This is a genomic window from Tabrizicola sp., from assembly GCF_031377265.1.
Classification (GTDB): Bacteria; Pseudomonadota; Alphaproteobacteria; order Rhodobacterales; family Rhodobacteraceae; genus JAUYQR01.
This window is the reverse complement of sequence record NZ_JANMET010000211.1, coordinates 23,061-42,045: the sequence shown is the minus strand read 5'-3', so window position 1 is coordinate 42,045 and position 18,985 is coordinate 23,061. Positions and strand designations below refer to the sequence as shown.

Here is an 18,985-nt window from a genome sequence, read left to right as displayed (position 1 = left end):
CACGAGAGATCAAGCAATGATGATTGCGGGTGACGCAGTCGCTGGACTCGGGCAATCGGCAAGGGCCGAAAGACTGCGTGGCGTGATCGAGTGGTCTGACGCTGCAATGTTGCCAATGTTGGGCTTCATCGCTCGGCGGTGGAGCCACGCGCAAGCAGAGGCAATCGCCATCGCGCTTAAAAATGACAATCAGACGCAAGCAACCATTGCCGCGAAACTTGGTATCACACGCCAAGCCCTAAATCTGCGACTGACCGGTGCAGGGTATGGTCCGATTCTAGACGCGATCAAGCTTACCGAAACCTTTTTTGAGGACACCAGCAACGAAGACGGACATAACGCATGATCCAAACCCTCACAGCCCTGCTCCTCGCCCATGCCCTCGCCGATTTCCTGTTTCAGACCGACTGGATGGTCGCGAACAAAAGCCGGCCCACGGCCATGCTGGCGCATATCGCGGTGGTGCTGGCGTCTGCGATCCTGATCACCGGATCATTGCATCCGCTGATCTTTGCGCTGGCCGGGGTGCACATGGTGGTTGATGCCGTCAAGGCGGGGTATTTCCCGAACCGTCTGGGCCCGTTTCTGGCGGATCAGGCGGCGCATCTGGCGAGCATTGTTGCGCTGGCAATGTTCCAGCCAGACCTGTGGTCTGGGGGGATCTGGGCAAGCATTCAATGGCTTCCGAGTGTGATGCTGGCCCTGGCAGGGCTGATCCTGGCAACCCAGGCGGGCGGCTTTGCGGTGGGCCTGTTGATGCAGCCATGGGCAGATGCCACACCGGCGGGCCTGCGCAACGGTGGCCGGGTCATCGGAACGTTGGAACGCGGGCTGATCTATCTGCTGGTGCTGACCGGGCAAGCCGCCGGGATCGGCTTTCTGATCGCGGCAAAATCGGTTCTGCGCTTTGGCGCGGTCAAGGATGAAGGCAAGCTCAGCGAATATGTGATCATCGGCACGCTGGCCTCTTTCGGTTGGGCGATTGCAGTCTCGGCGGGCGTCATCTGGATGATGAAACTGCTGCCTTCTCTTGGAATTCCCGATCTGCTACCTTAACTAGAGGAAAAGCGAGGTTTCCATGTTCGGCATTCCCGGCAAAGCAGCAGTGACCATCACCCCATCCGCCAGTCGCCAGATCGCGCGACTGATGGAAAAGCAAAGCGCGACCGGATTGCGCATTGGCGTAAAGAAGGGCGGCTGCGCGGGGATGGAATACACGATGGACTACGTGTCCTCGATGAACCCGCTGGATGAGGTGGTGGAACAGGACGGAGCGCGGGTGATGATTGCACCCATGGCGCAGATGTTCCTCATCGGCACCGAGATCGACTATGAAACCGGGCTTCTGGAGGCCGGGTTCAAGTTCCGCAATCCGAATGTGGCCGAAGCCTGCGGATGCGGCGAATCGATCAAGTTCAAGGACCAGCCCGCCGCCTGACGGGTTTGCGGCCGTCTGACGGGTTTCGGCGCCTGACGAGTTCCGGGCGGAGCGGCAGAGCCGCAAGCCGTTTGTCTCGCCGCAGCGCCAAGGCGCTTTGGCTCGGGGTTAGGGGGCGTTCCGCCCCCTCGCCGTTCCGGCTCACCCCCTGAGGATATTTGTGGAAAGGGAAGGGCACAGGTCTTTCCCTTTTGCAGGTGAGGCGCTACGCCTTGCGGTACCTTTGGGGGAGACTGGCGATGAAAAAGCTTGCAGCGGGAAACTGGAAGATGAACGGCACGGCGGCGGCTTTGGCCGAGGTTCAGGCGCTGATCGCTGCGCACCCTGCCCCGGCCTGTGAGATGCTGCTGTGCCCGCCCGCCACGCTGATCGGGCATATGGCCAGCCTCGCAAAGGATAGCGCGCTGTGTGTGGGCGGGCAGGATTGCCACCCCAAGGCATCTGGTGCGCATACCGGCGACATTTCTGCGATCATGCTGAAGGATGCCGGGGCCAGCCATGTGATCGTCGGCCATTCCGAGCGCCGCACCGATCATGGCGAGACGGATGCATTGGTGCAGGCCAAGGCTGTGGCGGCGGTTTCTGCGGGGCTGGTCGCGATTGTCTGCGTCGGCGAGACCGAGGCCGAGCGTGACGCGGGCCGCACGCTGGCGGTGATTGGCGGGCAGTTGGACGGATCGGTGCCTGCGGGTGCGGTGGCGGCCTCGCTGGTCGTGGCTTACGAGCCGGTCTGGGCGATCGGCACCGGGCGCACACCGACCCTTGCCGAGATTGCCGAGGTGCATGCTTTCATCCGTGCCCGCCTGACCGCCCGGATCGGGGTCGAGGCAGCCGGGGTGCGGCTGCTGTATGGCGGGTCGGTGAAGCCGTCCAACGCCGCAGAAATCTTTGCCGTGCCCGATGTCGATGGTGCGCTGGTGGGCGGGGCGAGCTTGAAGGCCGCAGATTTTGGAGCAATCGTGGCAGCCCTGGGCACCTGACGAAACGATTTCCGCATCGTTCTTTCGACGACACCGGCTGTCGCGCGCATGACAGCATTTCAGCACCTGTGGCGCTAAGGCTGACCCATGACACTCACTGACATTGCGGCACGCCGCTCGCTTCTTTCGGCCAATCTGATCTGTCTTGCGTCGATGGTGACGTGGGCTGCAGGTTTGCCCGCGGCTGATCTGATCGTGCCGCACATGCCACCGATTGCCCTTACGGCAGGGCGGGCGACGCTTGCAGCACTGGTGCTGCTGCCGATCTGGTGGGCCGTCGAAGGGACCCAGGGCCTGCGCCACGCCAACTGGCTGCGCGGTGCTTGGGTTGGCTTTGTGGCGCTTGGGCTGGCGTCGTTTTTCGTGATCATCGCGCTGACGCTGACCGATGCGGTTACGGTCGCCATCGTCACCGCCATCATGCCGGTTGCGGGGATTGCGCTGGAATGTGTGGCTGACCGGCGGCCGTTGACGCGCGCGGTGGTGCTGGGGCTGGTATTGTCGCTGGCCGGGGGGCTGATCGGGCTGTCGGGCGGGATGACGTCGGTCAACCTTGGATTCGGGGCGCTGGCGGCACTGGCATCGGTGCTGTGCTATACTTGGGGCTCGCGGGAAACGGTGCGGGCCTTGCCGCAGATGACGGCGCTTGGTCGCAGCACGGTGACGGTGACAGGGGCGGCGGCAGTGATGCTGGTCGCAGCGCTGGCCGATGGCGTGATACGGGACGCCTGGCCGGACTGGTCAGCCATCGGGATGAACGAGATGGCGGGACTTGCGATCTTCGGCATTGGCTCAATGGCGGTCAGTCAATTGCTGTGGATCATTTCGGTCGGGCGCATCGGCATCGGGGCGGCCAGCCTGCATATGAATGCGGTGCCGTTCTATGTGATGGCAATCGTGTTTGCGCTTGGGGGCGCGTGGAACTGGTGGCAAACCGCGGGGGCGGTGGTTGTCGTGACAGGGGCGCTGGTGGCGCAGGGGTTGTTGAAGGTGACCCGGTAAGTCAATGGAAACGCTGTCGCAATCTCCGCAAGACCCCAGGTTCGTGCAAGACCCTTATCCGTTTTACGAGACCGCCCGCAGTCATGGGCCGTTCTTTCGCTGGGCCGAGTATGGGATGGTTTGCACCGGCAATGCGGCTGCCGTGAACGCCATCTTCCGCGACCGCCGTTTCGGCCGCGAAGCGCCCGTTGAATTGACCCCCGTCTTCCCCCCGCATCTTGTGCCGTTCTTTGCGGTCGAGGCGCATTCGATGCTGGAGCTGGAGCCGCCGCGCCATACCCGCCTGCGCAGCCTTGTCTTGCGGGCCTTCACCTCGCGCCGGATTGCCGCCCTGCAGCCCGAGATCGAAAGCCTGAGCCACCAGTTGGTCGACCGCTTTCCGTCCGGCCCGTTTGACCTGCTGCAAGCGTTCGGCCAGCCGCTGCCGGTAATCATCATCGCCCGGCTTCTGGGCGTGCCCGAAGCGATGGCCCCCGATCTGTTGCGCTGGTCCAACGCGATGGTCGGCATGTATCAGGCCAGCCGCACGCCCGCGATGGAAGCCGCCGCCATAGGCGCGACAGAGGCCTTCGTGGCCTTCCTCACCGGCTACATCGCCGAACGCCGCGCCCGGCCCGCCGACGACCTGATCACCCACCTCATCGCTGCCGAAAGCGAGGGCCAGCGGCTTTCGACCGAAGAGCTGATCTCCACCTGCATCCTTTTGCTGAACGCCGGTCATGAGGCGACCGTGCACACCTTCGGCAACGGGGTGAAGGCGCTGCTAGAGGGCGCCACGTCCCCGCAGCTGCTCGCACCCGAGGCGGTTGAGGGCACGGTGGAGGAAATCCTGCGCTTTGATCCGGCGCTGCACATGTTCACCCGCTGGGCTTATGAAGATGTCGAGGTGATGCGGCATACCTTCCGGCGCGGCGATCGCGTGGCGCTGCTCTTGGCTGCGGCAAACCGCGACCCCGGCCAGTGGCATCATCCTGACCGGTTTCAGCCTGACCGTCGCATCAAGCCGCACGCAAGCTTCGGGGCCGGGTTGCACTTCTGCGTGGGCGCCTCTCTGGCCCGGCTGGAACTGCAGACCGCATTGCCGATCCTGTTCCAGCGCCACGCTAGCCTGCGTCTGGCAGAGCCACCGCGCTATGCAGACGTTTACCATTTCCACGGGTTGCAGCGCTTGATGGTCAATACCTAACGCTGAATGGCTTCCTGTTCCCCAAGTATCCCGGGGGTCCGGGGGCTGGCCCCCGGCTTGCAGTCACAAAGGCAATACGGTCGTCGATTTGATCTCTTCCATGCTCAGCAGCGCAGTCACGTTGTAGATCCGCACCTCCGAAATCAGCGCCTGATAAAACGTATCGTAAGCCCGCGCGTTCTTGACCCTTACCTTCAGGATGTAGTCGATGTCGCCCGCCAGCCGGTGCGCCTCCAGCACCTCAGGGCGGGACCGCAGGGCGTTCAGGAACTTGCGCTGCCATTCTGCCTCGTGTTCGCTGGTGCGGATAAGCACGAAAAAACACGCCTCAAGCCCCAATGCCTCAGGATCAAGAATCGCGGTCTGCCGGGTGATGACGCCCTGCTCTTTCATCCGGCGGATGCGGTTCCAGACCGGGGTCTTGGAGGAGCCGACTTTGCGGGCAATCTCGTCCAGCGATTGCTCGGCATCGGTTTGCAGTTCGGACAGGATTTTCCGGTCCAGATCATCCAGCTGGGCAGCCATTCGCCTGATCCTTCCGCTTGCGGAACCACGTTCCGATCCGGGGCAGTATCGGAACAAACATCCTTATCTGCAAGGCCCCCTCGCCTCAGGCCGGGAAAATCTTCTATATTGAGGGTCTAATTCAAGGAAATTCCGTCATGTCCCGCCTACCCGCCCTGTCCCCGGTTACCTTTGTTGGCGCAGGCCCCGGTGCGGCTGCGCATCTGACATTGGGCGCCTACCGCGCGCTGACCGAGGCCGAGGTGGTGATCCATGACCGGCTGGTCGGATCGCAGGTGCTGGCGCTGATCCCCGCGCATGTGACCCGCGTCGATGTCGGCAAGGAAGGTTTCGGTCCCTCGACCGCGCAGGCCACAATCAATGCAGCCATTGTCGCACGTGCGCTGACCGGCAAGCGCGTGGTGCGGCTGAAGGGCGGCGATTGCGGCATCTTCGGGCGCCTGGACGAGGAGATCGAGGCGCTGGAAGCGGCGGGTCTGACCTTCACCATCCTTCCCGGCCTGACCTCTGCCACTGTGGCCGCAGCCAGCATCGGCCAATCGCTGACCCGGCGCGGGCGCAACGCCAGCCTGCGTATCCTTACCGGCCACGATATGGCGGGGTTTGCCGAACAGGACTGGCGCGGTCTGGCGCGTCCGGGCGAAGTGGCGGCGATCTACATGGGCAAGAAATCGGCCCGCTTCATTCAGGGCCGCCTGATGATGCACGGCGCCAGCGGTGATACGCCTGTTACCGTTGTCGAATACATCTCGCGGCCTGAGGAGCGGGTGATCCCCGCCACCCTTGCCACCCTGCCCGAAGCAGCGGCCAAGGCGCAAGGCCCGGCAGTGATCCTGTTCGGCCTTGCCCCGCGCCGCGCCGCCGCTGCCCTGTCAACATTGAAGGAGGTCCGCGCATGAGCCGTCGATTCACCCCGAAGATCGTCACTGCCAACCTGCTGCGCGAAGGCGATGTCGTCTACCTGACCGCCGATGACCAGTGGTCCCCCCTGCACACCAAAGCCGAGTTGATCGAGGATGAGGCCCATGCCCAGATGCGGCTTTTGCATGCGTCCGCGCAGAAATTGCTTGTCGTCGGCGCCTATCTCGCCGATGCAAAGGCCGGGTCGAACGGCCCTGAACCAACGCATTTCCGCGAGGAGTTCCGCACCCGCGGCCCCTCCAACTATAACCACGGCAAACAGGCCGATCTGACGAGCTGAGGCGAGCGCATGTATTCCTATTCCGATTTCGACGAGGCCTTCGTGCGGTCGCGCGTGGCGCAGTTCACCCAGCAGGTGGAACGCCGCCTTGACGGTTCGTTGACCGAAGACGAATTTCGTCCGCTGCGCCTGATGAACGGGCTGTATCTGCAACTGCATGCCTACATGCTGCGCGTGGCCATTCCCTACGGTACCGTCAGTCCGCGGCAGATGCGGCAACTGGCGCTGATTGCCGACACTTGGGACAAGGGCTATGGCCACTTTACCACCCGGCAGAACATCCAGTTCAACTGGCCGAAACTGCCCGACGTGCCCGCAATCCTGGGCGCGCTGGCCGATGTGGAAATGCACGCGATCCAGACCAGCGGAAACTGTGTGCGCAACGTCACCGCTGACCATTTCGCCGGGGCTGCCGCCGATGAGATCGAAGATCCGCGCCCCTATGCCGAGCTGCTGCGCCAATGGTCCACTGACCATCCCGAGTTTCAGTTCCTGCCACGCAAGTTCAAGATCGCCATCACCGGCAGCCCCAATGACCGCGCCGTGACCAAGGCGCATGACATCGGCCTGCGCATGCACCGCAATGCCGCGGGCGAACCGGGGTTCGAGGTGATGGTCGGCGGTGGCCTTGGCCGCACCCCGATGATCGGCCATACGGTGCGTGATTTCCTGCCCGTGGCCGACCTGTTGCCCTACGTTGAAGCGGTGCTCAGCGTCTACAACACGCTCGGGCGGCGCGACAACAAGTACAAGGCGCGCATCAAGATCACGGTGTTTGAGACCGGGGTGGAAGAGATCACCCGGATGATCGAAGACCGCTTTGCCGACCTGCGCCCTGAATTCCACGGCAACGACATCAAGCTTTTGGCCGAAATCACCGAGGCTTTTGCCCCGCCGGCCTTTCGTAACGCGCCGGTCGATGCCTATGACGCCTTCTACAAGGCCGACCCGACGTTCCGCGCCTGGGCCGACACGAACCTCGCCCAACACCGCAATGCGCAATACGCCATTGTCACCATCAGCCTGAAGGCGCATGGCGAAACCCCCGGCGACGCGACCAGTGCCCAGATGCGGCTGATGGCGGATCTTGCGGAAACCTATGGCTATTCTGACCTGCGCATCAGCCATGAGCAGAACGTGATCCTGCCGCATGTCCACAAGTCCGACCTGCCGGCCGTGCATGCGGCGTTGATGCAGGCGGGGCTTGGCACCGCCAATGTCGGGCTATTGTCCGACATCATCGCCTGCCCCGGCATGGATTATTGCAGTCTGGCCACGGCCAGCTCGATCCCCGTGGCACAAGAACTGGCGCTGCATTTCGAAGCGCTGAAACTGGAGCATGAGATTGGTCCCCTGAAGATCAAGATCTCGGGCTGCATCAACGCTTGCGGGCACCACCATGTCGGCCATATCGGCATCCTTGGGCTGGACCGCGCCGGGGTGGAGAATTACCAGATCACGCTGGGCGGCGACGGCACCGAAACCGCGGTGATTGGCGACAAGATCGGGCCGGGCTTTTCTTACGAAGAGATCACCCCTGCGATTGAGCGCATTCTGCGCGCCTATCTGGCCCTGCGGACAGAGCCGACCGAGACCTTCTTGCAAGCCTACCGCCGCGTCGGGCTTACGCCGTTCAAGCTGGCCCTTTACGGGGCCGAGGGAGCCCAGGATGCCGCGTGATCTTCATTTAGGTGCGGTGGCCGACCGGGTCGCGGCGCTGAATGCCCGCTATCGCCACCATTCAGCGACGGCGGTGCTGGAGCATTCGCTGAACGACGCTGATCTGGGCCAAGTGGCGCTGGTGTCGTCTTTCGGCGCGGAATCGGTGGTCTTGCTGCACCTTGTCAGCGTGATCGCGCCGGAAACGCCGGTCTTGTTCATCGACACCCGGATGCTGTTTCCCGAAACCCTGGATTACCAGCGCGAGGTGGCCGAGAAGCTGCACCTGTGCGATCTGCGCACCATCCGCGCCGCCCAACCCCGTGTGGCGTTTGAAGACCCCGACAACACGTTGCACCAGTTCAACACCGACGCTTGCTGCAACGTGCGCAAGGTCGAACCGCTGGAGCGGGCGCTGTCCTCCTTTGACGGCTGGATCACCGGTCGCAAACGCTATCAAGGCACCAGCCGCGGATCAGTGGAGTTCTTTGAGGCGGAAGGTGACACCCGGATCAAGGTGAACCCGCTGGCCCACTGGGGCCGTGAAGATATCGAAGAATACATGGTCGAGAACCGGCTTCCCCGCCATCCGCTGGTGGCCAAGGGCTTTCCCTCAATCGGCTGCGCCCCCTGCACCACGGCGGTGAAACCGGGCGAAGATCCCCGCGCAGGTCGTTGGCGCGGCAGCGAAAAGGTCGAATGCGGCATTCACTTCATTGACGGCAAGGCCGTTCGCGTCCCCCTGACCAAAACGGAGTCCGCCGCATGAGCGTTCTTGTCACCGACACTGGCTTTCACCCCGCAACGCAAGCGCCAACCGTCGCCTTTGCGGACATTGCCACCCATCAGGGCGCACTGGACATGGCCAACACCGATGATCCGGCGCTGCTGGAACCCTATCTACCCGCCCTGACCCTGATCCGCGTCGCCTTTCCCGCCTTCAATGATGGGCGCGCCTTTACCATCGCGCGCCGCCTGCGGATGATGGGCTATACCGGCAGGCTGATCGCCCTTGGCCCGGTGATCGCCGACCAATATGCCATGGCGCGGCGCGTCGGCTTTGACGCGGTGGAAATCCCGGATGACCTTGCCGCCCGCCAGCCTGAGGATCAGTGGAGATTCCGCGCCGACTGGCGCGCGCATGACTATCAGTCGCGCCTGCGCGCCTGACACGCAGGCTTTCCCCCGGCGCATATTCGCCCTATCACACAAAGAACGCATGCAAATGAACGAAGTCCGCGCCATGACCACCGACGCCGCCAAGCCGCATCTGCCCGACGCCCAGACCGTGACCGCCGTCACCCACTGGACCGACCGGCTGTTTTCCTTCCGCGTGACGCGGCCGCAGTCCTTGCGCTTTCGGTCCGGCGAGTTTGTGATGATCGGCCTGTTGGGCGACACCGGCAAACCGCTGCTGCGCGCCTATTCCATCGCCTCGCCCGCCTGGGATGAGGAGCTGGAGTTCTATTCGATCAAGGTGCCGGACGGCCCGCTGACGTCAAGGCTGCAGCACATCCAGCCGGGAGACGAGATCATCCTGCGCCCCAAACCGGTGGGCACGCTGGTGCATGACGCGCTGCTTCCGGGCAGCCGGCTGTGGTTTCTGGCCACCGGTACCGGGATTGCCCCCTTCGCCAGCCTGATGCGAGAGCCGGAGACCTATGAGAAATACGATCAGGTCATCATGATGCACACCTGCCGCGAGGTGGCGGAGCTGGAATATGGCCGGCAGCTGGTGGAAAGTCTGAAGGATGACCCGCTGATCGGCGACATGGTGGGCGACAAGCTGAAATACTACCCGACCACTACGCGCGAACCGTTTCACCATATGGGCCGGATCACCGACAACCTCACCTCGGGCAAGGTGTTCGCCGATCTCGGCCTTGCCCCGATGGACCCGGAAGACGACCGTGCGATGGTCTGCGGCAGTCTTGCCTTCAACCATGACGTCAAAGCGGTTCTGGAGACATTCGGGCTGCGCGAAGGTGCCAATTCCGAACCGCTGGAATATGTGGTCGAAAAGGCCTTCGTCGGCGACGGCATCTGATCGTCAGCAGAGCACCCGACCGCGCAGACATGAAAACGGCCGCAGGATCGCCCCTGCGGCCTTTGTCGTTTGCAGTGCCGTCTGGCTTACATGCCGAGCGCGGTTTTCACCTGAGCGATGGTGTCAGCCACCAGTGCCGGGTTGGTCCTTGCAGCTTCGACAGCGGTCTTGAGCGTGGTTTTCGTCGCATCATCGAGGGTCGATCCGTCGATCAGCGCAACAACTGCGTCGGCGTTGAAGTTTGCCGGGTCCAGTGCAGCGGCTGCGGCAGGCGCTGCATCAGCAGCGGCAGCGGCAGCGGCGGCAGCCTCGTCAGCAGCGGTCTTTGCGGCGGCGGCGGCAGCGTCTTCCGCGGCCTTTGCAGCAGCAGCGGCTTCTTCTTCAGCCTTTGCCGCGGCGTCAGCAGCAGCCTGAGCGGCTTCTTGTGCCGGCTTGTAGCTGAATTGATAATATCCGCCGGCGGCCAGCAGAACAATGATGGCACCGATGATTACATTTCTGTTCATGTCTAAGACTCCCATAACCGGAGGAAGGATCCGGATGGCAGTTGATATGGCAGTTTGGCGGCCAGTTGAAAAGACCGCAGCGCAGGATCGGCAGGAAAAACCGCGCATTGACACCCATTCGCGCCATAAAAACGCCCGGTCGCGGGTTGAAGTGGCGCGCCCAGCCGTTTAGATTGCGCCCGCAAGCGACAACAACCCGAAGGACGCACACCATAGCCCGCAGACCCCACAATGCGCCGCCCCAGCGCGAAACCGGCCCAAGAATCAATGACCGCATCCGGTCTCCGGAAATTCGCCTAATCGGCGCAGATGGCGAAAACGTTGGTGTGGTCACGCCTGCCCGGGCGATGGCCCTGGCCGAAGAAGCCGGGCTGGATCTGGTCGAGATTTCTCCGAATGCCGAACCGCCGGTCTGCAAGATCATGGACTTCGGCAAGTTCAAGTATGAGAACCAGAAGCGCGAAGCCGAGGCCCGCAAAAAGCAGAAGATCATCGAGATCAAGGAAATCAAGTTCCGTCCGGGAACTGATACCCATGATTACGACGTGAAGATGCGCTCGGTGATGAAGTTTCTGGATGAGGGCGACAAGGTCAAGGTGACCCTGCGCTTTCGCGGCCGCGAAATGGCCCACCAGGAACTGGGGCTGGAGCTGTTGAAGCGGGTTGAAGAAGACGTGGCAGAGGTCGGCAAGATCGAATCTTTCCCGCGCCTTGAAGGCCGTCAGATGGTGATGATGATCGGCCCGCGCTGACGGGCATCCACAGCATGGATAGGCTGCGGGGGCCAATCGGCCCCCGTTTTCATTAGCGGCCCACCCCCGCAGGTCTAATCCAACTGGTCTAATCCGCCCGGGCCTCGCGTGGGCGCCCCCGCGACGGGATTTCCTTCAGCAGCCCGCCGACCCCCATCGCCATGATCTGTTCGGGACCGACCGCCACGCCGCATATCACCCGTTCCATCACCCAATCGGCCCCGTTCAGGGCCGGGCTGCGCGCGCAGCCCGGCAGGCCGATCACCGGGATCACCCCCAAATGGCCCAGAAACAGCAGGTTTCCCGGATCCACCGGCATCCCGAAATGGGTCAGCACGCCACCTGCGACGCCCAGCGCCTGCGGTGCCACGTCACGATGGTCCGACGTGGCAGAGCTGGTCAGGATCAGGATCAGTTCCGTCCCGGACGCCGCCGCATCGCGGATCGCGGCTGCCAATGGTGCGATCTGGTGCGGCACCACCCGTTTCGGCGCAAGCGTCACCGAAAGGCGGTGCAGGCGGTCTTGAATGGCGCGGTGGCCTTTTTCCCCGTCATCCATGGCTGGAGACGTCTGGATCAACGTGGTCCGCGACAAGGCAACCGGACGCATCCGCAATGCCGCAGCCCCTGCCGCACAGGCGGCCAGGACCGCCGACCGCGCGACGCCATAAGAGATGATTTTGACTGTGGCCATCATCTCGCCCTGCGCCAGCCGCTGCCATTCCGGCACGGTGGCCACGGTGATCATCGGGTCTACCGCGTTCATCGCATCGATGCGGGCGGGCAGAATTTCCGCCAGTCCGGTGACATCGGCGTGTATGTTCACCCGCCCGGTGCCGACCGCCCGCAGGCTCAGCCCCGCCGCAAGCGGACCGGGCACCAGCGCTTGGGCCAGCAGCAGCGCCGCCTCATCCTCGGCAATATCATCCGGGCCAAGCCGGGCTACGGTGACCTCACTCAATCCGACGGCGGCCAGACGCCCGAGATCAGCTTCGGTCAACACCGCGCCCTTGCGCAAGCGGCCTTCGGGCAGCGGAACCGAATGGGCCAGCACCGCACCCAAGGCCTGCACCAAAGGAACCGGGCCGAAGTCCATCACTGCCGCAGCACGGCGGTAATCTGGGCCAGCACCGACACAGCAATTTCGGCGGGGGTTTTCGCGCCGATATTCAGGCCGACCGGGGCGTTGATCCGCGCGATCTCGGCTTCACTGAAGCCAGCCTGCAGCAACCGGTCAACCCGCTTGGCATGGGTCTTTTTGGAGCCCAGCGCCCCGATGTAGAACACCGGGGCGCGCAGGGCAAAGCACAAGGCGGGGTCATCAAGCTTGGGATCATGGGTCAGCGTCACCACAGCGGTCCGCGTGTCGGGGGCAAGGGTCGCCAGCGCATCATCGGGCCAGTCATCCAGGATCGTCTCGCCCGGAAACCGTGCGTGCGATCCAAAAGCCGCGCGCGGGTCGATCAGGGTGCAGGCATAGCCACAGGTCCGCGCAATGGTCAAAAGCGGTTGGGCAATATGCACAGCCCCGACCACGATCAACCGCAGCGGCGGGTTGTGGACTGCGATGAACCGGCCGTCCTCTTCCATCCCCGATCGGTCAGCACGCAGCCGCGCATCCACCGCAGCCTCCGCCCCCGCCGACACAAGAGTGCGGGCCCAGCCTTCGGGCCGCGTCACCAAAGCCACGGCCCGGGCACTGGCGCGGGCAGCCACCAGTTCGGCCAGCAGTGCTTCTGGCAGCGCCTCTGTCCCCTCGCCCACCGGTTCCACCAGCACCCGGATCGTGCCGCCGCAGGCAAGGCCCACGTTGAACGCCGTCTCGTCGCTGACGCCATAGGTCAGCATCCTTGCACGCCCGTCGGCCAGCGCCTCCAACGCCTCGGTGACCACTGCGCCCTCGACGCAGCCGCCTGAGACTGAGCCGACCATTTCGCCAGACCCGGATATCGCCAGTTGGCTGCCCGCCTGACGTGGCGCTGATCCCCAGGTTTCCATCACTGTCGCAAGCGCTGCCCCTTGGCCGGCGCAATGCCAGGCAAGGGCGGCCTCGGGGATGCTGTCATGTGCGGCTCGGGTCATCGATCATCCTCCGTCACGCCGAATATGATCCCGCCGCGACCGTGCCGCCAGTGGCAAATGCAACCGCCGCGGACCATTGGCCCGCGGCGCAGCTGCTTTCTTATGGCAGGTGGCTTAGTTCCGGGCCACGTTGCGCAGAAGCGGCGTGATCACGCGCACTTCCACCCGCCTGTTCAGCGGCTCGTTTTCCAAGGTGTCGATCAGCAGTTCGGTTTCACCGTAGCCTTGGATCACCATGTTTTCCGGCGGAATGTCGAAGTATTCCGTCAGCGCCAGCGCTACCGATTCCGCACGCCGGTCTGACAGCGCAAGGTTCATCGCAGCCTTGCCGGTGGCATCCGTGTGGCCCTCGATGAGGAACATCTCGCCGGGGTTTTCATCCAGCAAGTCCTGCATCACCCGGCCAAGATCGGCCAGATTGCGCGCTTCGGCTGCAGCAATTGCCGCCGATCCGCTGGCGAAGGTCACGCTTTCGACGTCGATCGTGGCCGCAAGCGCCCGCACTTCCGGGATCTCGCGGATCTGACGCAGCGAGAACTTGCGCCCCGCCTTGTCAGCCTCAAGCCCAGCCAGTTCCCGCTTCAGCGCCGCGTCATTGTCCTTGGAGGAGATCACGATGCGCTCTTTCGGTATCGGCAGGTCACGGATCACCACGACCTCTTCTTCGGCCAGATCATCGATCAGAATAATCTCGCGGCCAAGCCGGTCATATTGCGCACGGCGCAACACACGGCCTGTGGCGTCACGAATGGTCACGACCTGAGTGCCGTCCGCACGCTCTACAATGGTCCGGGTCGAACCGTCGCGGTAGGTTTCAGTCCGCACTGTCGATCCGGGCTGGCGGATGATGCTGTCGTCATCCCGGTAGACCTGGTAGGTGCCGTCCGGCTTTAGCACGATCACCCGGTCGCCAGTGTTCGACACGACGCGGCTGTCGCCAACCGGGCCTTCGTTGACTGAATTGTTAATCCGATTGTTCTTGATGATCGCGCCGACGACAAGCGCCCCCAGCACGATCAAGCCGGCCTTTTCCAGATCCGACAGTTTGTTCTTCTTGCCGCTCGCCAATGCCACCGGCGCTGCACCAAATTCTTCAGCCGAGGTGCGGCGGCTGTCTTCGGTCAGCACTTCGGTCACCGCACTCACCGCATCGGCGGGGGCTGCGGTTTCCAGCAGGGATGTCCCTTCGGCAGGCGGCGCTTCGGCCAGAGTTTCGGCAGCACCCAGCGCCGTCGCATCGCCAAGGGCCGGGTCGGCTGTCAAAAGCTCGGTCAGCGTTTCGACTTCGGTTTCGCTGACGACTGGTGCATCGACAGGTTCCACCACCACCGAAGCGTCAACTTCGGCGGTTTTCAGGCCGGCAGCCGGGTCCGCAACGGTTCCGTCATCGGTGATGGCAAGCTCTGCCTCAGCCGCAGCAAGCGCCTCAGCTTCAGCAGCCAGAACAGCCGGGTCTTCAACAACCGGCGCTTCGGCCACAGGTTCTTCGGTGACCGGCTCTTCAGTTACAGCCTCCTCGGCAACCGGCTCTTCAGCAACTGGCTCTTCAGCCACAGGCTCTTCGGCCACAGGCTCTTCGGCAACCGGTTCTTCAGCCACCGGTTCTTCAGCAACAGGCTCTTGCGCGGCGGCGGCGGCTGCATCTGCTTCGGCCTGCGCTGCAGCGGCTGCATCTGCTTCAGCTTGCGCTGCGGCAGCGGCGGCGGCTGCGTCTGCCGCGGCCTGTGCGGCGGCTGCATCTGCTTCGGCCTGTGCTGCAGCGGCTGCAGCGGCTGCATCTGCTTCAGCTTGCGCTGCGGCAGCGGCAGCGGCAGCGGCAGCGGCATCCGCTTCGGCCTGTGCGGCTGCGGCTGCATCAGCTTCCGCTTGCGCAGCGGCAGCGGCGGCCTCTGCTTCAGCTTGTACTGCAGCGGCAGCATCTGCTTCCGCTTGCGCTGCGGCAGCTGCGGCAGCTGCTTCAGCTTGTTCTGCAGCGGCAGCATCTGCTTCCGCTTGCGCAGCGGCAGCGGCATCAGCTTCTACCTGTCCGGCGGCAGCGGCATCTGCTTCGGCCTTTGCAGCTGCGGCTGCGTCGGCTTCCGCTTGCGCTGCGGCCGCAGCTTCGGCTTGGGCTGCGGCGTCTGCGGCAGCGGCGGCCTCTGCGTCTTTCAGAATGGCCATGATCGCGTCAAGATCGCAGGGGGCCTCCGCCGTCGGCACACAGAGCACCGATCCATCCGGGCCGATGACCGATCCGTCCTCGGCCACGGTTTGGGCAAAGCTGGGAAACGTGCTGAACGGGGATAGCGCCACAGACAATGCCGTGGTCGAAATCAGAAGCTTTCTCATACCAAATCCTCTTGCTGGCAGACCCTTGGTAACGCGGACCGATTCGATCTGGTTCCCTCGTGGGTCTCTACCCGTCCTAACAAAGCGCCAATTGATCCGATATGCGATATCACCCGGCGGCAATGCGATAGCATTGGGCGGGCTGCCGCTTAGCCAAGCGCGGTCAGGCGGCCCCGATCATCGCCATCAGCCGTGCCTTTTCACCGGCATCACCGGGGTCGGATATGGCACGCCCCAGGTCCTCCAGCGAGGCAATCGAATGGCCCGCGCGAAAGCTGTCGACATGCGGCAGCATGGCGCGGATGCCGCTGGCCTTTGGCGCAAAGCCGGTCCAGCGCAACAAAGGGTTCAACCAGATCAGCCGGCGGCACGACAGATGTAGGCGCTGCATTTCGCCACCCAGCAGATCGGTGGCGTCGCGGTCCAGCCCGTCGGTGATCAGCAGGACCACCGCCCCCTGCCCCAGAACCCGGCGCGACCAATCGCGGTTGAAGGCCCGGAGCGACGCCCCGATCCGGGTGCCGCCAGACCAATCCTGCGCCTCGGCCCCCGCCGATTTCAGGGCTGCATCCACGTCGCGGCTGCGCAGATGGCGGGTGATGTTGGTCAGCCGGGTACCGAAGGTAAAGGCATGCACCCGTGCCCAGCCCTGCCCTTTGCGGTTGGCCACCGCATGCACGAAATGCAGCACCATCCGGCTGTAATCCGACATCGAGCCGGAAATGTCACAGAGCACGATCAGGTTCGGCCAGCGGATTGCCGGGGCCTTGTGCGCTAGTGCCGTGATCTCGCCCCCGGTCTGCAGGCTGGCGCGCAAAGTGCGGCGCACATCAATGCGGGGGCCGTGCACAGCTGCGCGGCCACGCCGGGTGACCAGCGGCTTCACCGGCAGCGACAACTGCGCCAGCATGCGCTTGGCATCCGCCATTTCGGCCATCGACATCAGTTCGAAATCCAGCGTGCGCAGCCTTTCGTCCGACGACATCGTGACCGAGGCGTCGATCTCGATCTCGTCGCCGTCCTCGGCGGCAGTGTCGGGCTTTGGCGGTGGCGGCTGGGCACCGTCAAGCAGCGCTTCGGCGGCGCGGCGCTCGGCGGCCTCGGCGGGGCGGTCCTCCTGCACGCCACGGATCTGCGGCAACAGCAGCGACATCATGTGTTCCAGATACCGCGGGTCGCGCCAAAAGAGGCGAAAGACCTGTTCGAACACCCGGCGTTCCTCGGGCCGGCTGACAAGGCAGGCTTGCAGCACATGAAAGAAGTCGCGCCGCTGGCTGAACCCCGCAGCTTCGACCGCGCGGATGGTGTCGATCACCCGGCCGGGGCCGATGGGCAGCCCGGCCTTGCGCAAGGCGCGGGCAAAATGGGTGATGTTATGGGCCAGCTTGCCATCCTCGGGGATGTCGAGGGGGGCATAGTTAGCGGGCATTGCCAGACAAGACCTCGGTCACGTTCGATGTGTGTACCCGCGCGTAGGGTTCAAACCAGTGCAGATCGCCAGCGGCAAGATCTGGGGCGAGAATGTCTTGCAACGGGGTATTGCCGCGTTCGGGATGATCCTTCAGAGCGACCAGAAAGCCCACATAGCGCGCGGTGGCCGCAATCAGGCCCGGCCCGTAGCCACCTTTGGCGATGATATCCGGATCGCCATGGCAGGGCAGGATATGCGCGGGGCCAAGGGCTGCGAGCCGTGCAAGATCGGCCAAGTGGGTGGCGAAATGTTCAGGTTCGCCGACATAGGTCAGCGTGTCTTCCATCGTGTCACCGGCAAGCAGGATGCGCGCGGCGGGCAGCCACAAGACCGTGGCATCGTCGGAATGGATGTTCACTTCGATCAGCTCGACCGCGAGGGTGCCAAGGGTCAGCGACAGGTGGTTCGAATAGGTGGTGGTGGGCAGGACCAGCGGCTTGATCGGCGGCCACTCAGCCCCTCCCTCGATCTGTTCCCGGCGGGCGGCAAGATGGGCCGCCGTTTTGGCCGTGGCAATCACCTCCACCCCGGCGAATGCCGCCGTGCCGGCCACATGATCCTTGTGCCAATGGCTGAGGATCACGCGCATGTGCCGCACGCCAAGCCCGTCAAGATGCGCCCGGATCGCCTGGCCGTGGGCGAGCGTTGTGCCGGTGTCATAAACCAGCGCCTGATCGCCCTGCACCAGCGCAAAGCTGGCGATTCCCAGCGACAGCGCGCCGTCATCAACCCAGTTTTCACGCAAATCGAAGCGGTAGCCGGGAACACGGCCGTCGTAATAGGCATAGAGGCCGGGATGCGCGGTCAGGATGCGCAGGTGTGGCGGGTGCATGGCGGGCCTTTGTGCGGGATGAAAGTGCGGATGCCTCCGGCGGGGATATTTTTGGACGGATGAAGACCTAAGCGGAGGGCAGCTCCTTGCGAACCTCGTCAAGGATGCGTTTGGCTTCAGAGCCTTGCAGTTTCTCAATGTCGTCCTGGTATTTCAGGATGGCGCCCAGCGTATCGGCGATCACCTCTGGCGACAGTTGCACGCAGTCCAAAGCGAGCAGGCATTTCGCCCAGTCGATGGTTTCGGCCACCCCGGGGCGCTTGAACAGATCCTCGCGGCGCAAGCGCTGGACGAAGGCCACCACCTCGCGGCTGAGCCGGTCTTGCGCTTCGGGGGCGCGGGCCTGCAGGATCTGCAGTTCGCGGGCAAAATCGGGAAAATCGACCCAGTGATAGAGGCAACGGCGTTTCAGCGCGTCATGCACTTCGCGGGTGCGGTTGGAGGTGAGAATGACGATGGGCGGTTCGGGGGCCTTGATGGTGCCAAGTTCGGGGATGGTGACTTGGAAGTCCGACAATGCCTCCAGCAGGAAAGCCTCGAACGGTTCATCGGTGCGGTCAAGTTCGTCGATCAGCAGCACCGGCGCGCCGCCCACCTGCGGGCGCATTGCGGCCAGCAGCGGGCGTTCGATCAGATATTCCTCGGTGAACAGCTCGGTCTTCAGGGCGTTGCGGTCGGCCCCGCCGCCTGCCTCTGCTGTGCGGATGGCGATCATCTGGGCAGCAAAGTTCCATTCGGCCACCGCCGAGGCCGCATCAAGCCCCTCATAGCATTGCAGCCGGATCAGACGGCGACCAAGGCCCGTGGCGATGGCCTTGGCGATCTCGGTCTTGCCGACGCCGGCCTCGCCTTCCAGAAACAGCGGCCGACCAAGCTTCAGCGCCAGAAAGACCACCGTCGCCAGGGGGCGCGAGGCGACATAGTTCTGCCCGGCCAGCATGGTTTCAACTGCGTCGATGGAGGTTGGGGCGGCGGT

Annotated in this window: 22 protein-coding genes; 13 read left to right on the top strand and 9 right to left on the bottom strand. The window is 63.8% G+C overall.

Going from position 1 to position 18,985, the window contains the following annotated elements; translation table 11 throughout:
* From RMO18_RS12500 to RMO18_RS12475, 6 genes are all read left to right on the top strand, one after another.
* The coding region (locus RMO18_RS12500; protein WP_309666298.1) for a hypothetical protein at window positions 1–346 on the top strand (346 nt) is incomplete at its 5' end.
* Entirely contained in the window at window positions 343–1,056 is a 714-nt protein-coding gene (locus RMO18_RS12495; RefSeq protein WP_309666296.1) for a DUF3307 domain-containing protein, read from the top strand. The genes RMO18_RS12500 and RMO18_RS12495, both read left to right, overlap by 4 nt.
* A 22-nt stretch (window positions 1,057–1,078) precedes the next feature.
* Complete coding sequence (locus RMO18_RS12490) at window positions 1,079–1,438, top strand: iron-sulfur cluster assembly accessory protein (RefSeq protein WP_309666295.1); 360 nt, start codon at window positions 1,079–1,081, stop codon at window positions 1,436–1,438.
* Window positions 1,439–1,677: 239 nt separating this feature from the next.
* The gene (gene tpiA, locus RMO18_RS12485) at window positions 1,678–2,418 is read left to right on the top strand and encodes a triose-phosphate isomerase (protein WP_309666294.1); all 741 of its coding nucleotides are present in this window, start codon (window positions 1,678–1,680) and stop codon (window positions 2,416–2,418) included.
* Between the two features lie 87 nt (window positions 2,419–2,505).
* Window positions 2,506–3,420, top strand: a complete 915-nt coding sequence (locus RMO18_RS12480) for a DMT family transporter (RefSeq protein ID WP_309666293.1) — start codon at window positions 2,506–2,508, stop codon at window positions 3,418–3,420.
* A 4-nt stretch (window positions 3,421–3,424) separates the two neighbouring features.
* A complete protein-coding gene (locus RMO18_RS12475; protein ID WP_309666292.1) occupies window positions 3,425–4,606 on the top strand; it encodes a cytochrome P450 in 1,182 nt (393 codons plus the stop codon).
* 63 nt (window positions 4,607–4,669) lie between these two features.
* Here the strand turns inward: RMO18_RS12475 and RMO18_RS12470 are convergent, their stop codons facing one another.
* Window positions 4,670–5,131: an Lrp/AsnC family transcriptional regulator gene (locus tag RMO18_RS12470; RefSeq protein WP_309666290.1), complete on the bottom strand. Its 462-nt coding sequence runs from the start codon at window positions 5,129–5,131 to the stop codon at window positions 4,670–4,672.
* Between the two features lie 137 nt (window positions 5,132–5,268).
* Between RMO18_RS12470 and cobA the strand changes: the two genes are divergently transcribed.
* Genes cobA through RMO18_RS12440 form a run of 6 tightly spaced genes read left to right on the top strand, consistent with a single transcriptional unit; the run spans window position 5,269 to window position 10,038 of the window.
* Window positions 5,269–6,030 (top strand): uroporphyrinogen-III C-methyltransferase, encoded by a 762-nt coding sequence (gene cobA, locus RMO18_RS12465; RefSeq protein ID WP_309666288.1) that lies wholly within the window; start codon window positions 5,269–5,271, stop codon window positions 6,028–6,030.
* Complete coding sequence (locus tag RMO18_RS12460) at window positions 6,027–6,332, top strand: DUF2849 domain-containing protein (protein WP_309666287.1); 306 nt, start codon at window positions 6,027–6,029, stop codon at window positions 6,330–6,332. The genes cobA and RMO18_RS12460 overlap by 4 nt, the downstream gene beginning before the upstream one ends.
* A gap of 9 nt (window positions 6,333–6,341) precedes the next feature.
* Entirely contained in the window at window positions 6,342–8,012 is a 1,671-nt protein-coding gene (locus tag RMO18_RS12455; RefSeq protein WP_309666285.1) for a nitrite/sulfite reductase, read from the top strand.
* Complete coding sequence (locus tag RMO18_RS12450) at window positions 8,002–8,760, top strand: phosphoadenylyl-sulfate reductase (protein WP_309666283.1); 759 nt, start codon at window positions 8,002–8,004, stop codon at window positions 8,758–8,760. Before RMO18_RS12455 ends, RMO18_RS12450 begins: the two co-directional genes overlap by 11 nt.
* A complete protein-coding gene (locus RMO18_RS12445; protein ID WP_309666281.1) occupies window positions 8,757–9,161 on the top strand; it encodes a DUF934 domain-containing protein in 405 nt (134 codons plus the stop codon). Before RMO18_RS12450 ends, RMO18_RS12445 begins: the two co-directional genes overlap by 4 nt.
* Window positions 9,162–9,216: 55 nt before the next feature.
* On the top strand, window positions 9,217–10,038 hold the full coding sequence (locus RMO18_RS12440; RefSeq protein WP_309666279.1) for a ferredoxin--NADP reductase: 822 nt from the start codon (window positions 9,217–9,219) through the stop codon (window positions 10,036–10,038).
* A gap of 86 nt (window positions 10,039–10,124) precedes the next feature.
* Here RMO18_RS12440 and RMO18_RS12435 read toward each other — a convergent pair whose 3' ends face one another.
* Window positions 10,125–10,544, bottom strand: coding sequence for a hypothetical protein (locus RMO18_RS12435; protein WP_309666277.1), 420 nt, complete (start codon window positions 10,542–10,544; stop codon window positions 10,125–10,127).
* A 212-nt stretch (window positions 10,545–10,756) separates the two neighbouring features.
* Here RMO18_RS12435 and infC point away from each other — a divergent pair, with 212 nt between their 5' ends.
* Window positions 10,757–11,296 (top strand): translation initiation factor IF-3, encoded by a 540-nt coding sequence (gene infC / locus RMO18_RS12430; RefSeq protein WP_405054066.1) that lies wholly within the window; start codon window positions 10,757–10,759, stop codon window positions 11,294–11,296.
* Window positions 11,297–11,384: 88 nt separating this feature from the next.
* Here infC and RMO18_RS12425 read toward each other — a convergent pair whose 3' ends face one another.
* The 7 genes from RMO18_RS12425 to RMO18_RS12395 all read right to left on the bottom strand — a co-directional run bounded on the left by RMO18_RS12425 (window position 11,385) and on the right by RMO18_RS12395 (window position 18,949).
* Window positions 11,385–12,392, bottom strand: coding sequence for a molybdopterin-binding protein (locus RMO18_RS12425; RefSeq protein ID WP_309666275.1), 1,008 nt, complete (start codon window positions 12,390–12,392; stop codon window positions 11,385–11,387).
* Complete coding sequence (locus RMO18_RS12420; RefSeq protein WP_309666274.1) at window positions 12,392–13,378, bottom strand: XdhC family protein; 987 nt, start codon at window positions 13,376–13,378, stop codon at window positions 12,392–12,394. Before RMO18_RS12420 ends, RMO18_RS12425 begins: the two co-directional genes overlap by 1 nt.
* A gap of 114 nt (window positions 13,379–13,492) precedes the next feature.
* A complete protein-coding gene (locus RMO18_RS12415) occupies window positions 13,493–14,977 on the bottom strand; it encodes an OmpA family protein (RefSeq protein ID WP_309666273.1) in 1,485 nt (494 codons plus the stop codon).
* Window positions 14,884–15,390, bottom strand: a complete 507-nt coding sequence (locus tag RMO18_RS12410) for a hypothetical protein (protein ID WP_309666272.1) — start codon at window positions 15,388–15,390, stop codon at window positions 14,884–14,886. Before RMO18_RS12410 ends, RMO18_RS12415 begins: the two co-directional genes overlap by 94 nt.
* A 479-nt stretch (window positions 15,391–15,869) precedes the next feature.
* Window positions 15,870–17,135 (bottom strand): VWA domain-containing protein, encoded by a 1,266-nt coding sequence (locus tag RMO18_RS12405; protein ID WP_309666271.1) that lies wholly within the window; start codon window positions 17,133–17,135, stop codon window positions 15,870–15,872.
* The gene (locus tag RMO18_RS12400) at window positions 17,125–18,009 is read right to left on the bottom strand and encodes an MBL fold metallo-hydrolase (protein WP_309666269.1); all 885 of its coding nucleotides are present in this window, start codon (window positions 18,007–18,009) and stop codon (window positions 17,125–17,127) included. Before RMO18_RS12400 ends, RMO18_RS12405 begins: the two co-directional genes overlap by 11 nt.
* A gap of 67 nt (window positions 18,010–18,076) precedes the next feature.
* Window positions 18,077–18,949 carry a MoxR family ATPase gene (locus RMO18_RS12395; protein WP_309666301.1) on the bottom strand — a complete coding sequence of 291 codons (873 nt, stop codon included), beginning with the start codon at window positions 18,947–18,949 and terminating at the stop codon, window positions 18,077–18,079.
* Between the last annotated feature and the right edge of the window lie 36 nt (window positions 18,950–18,985).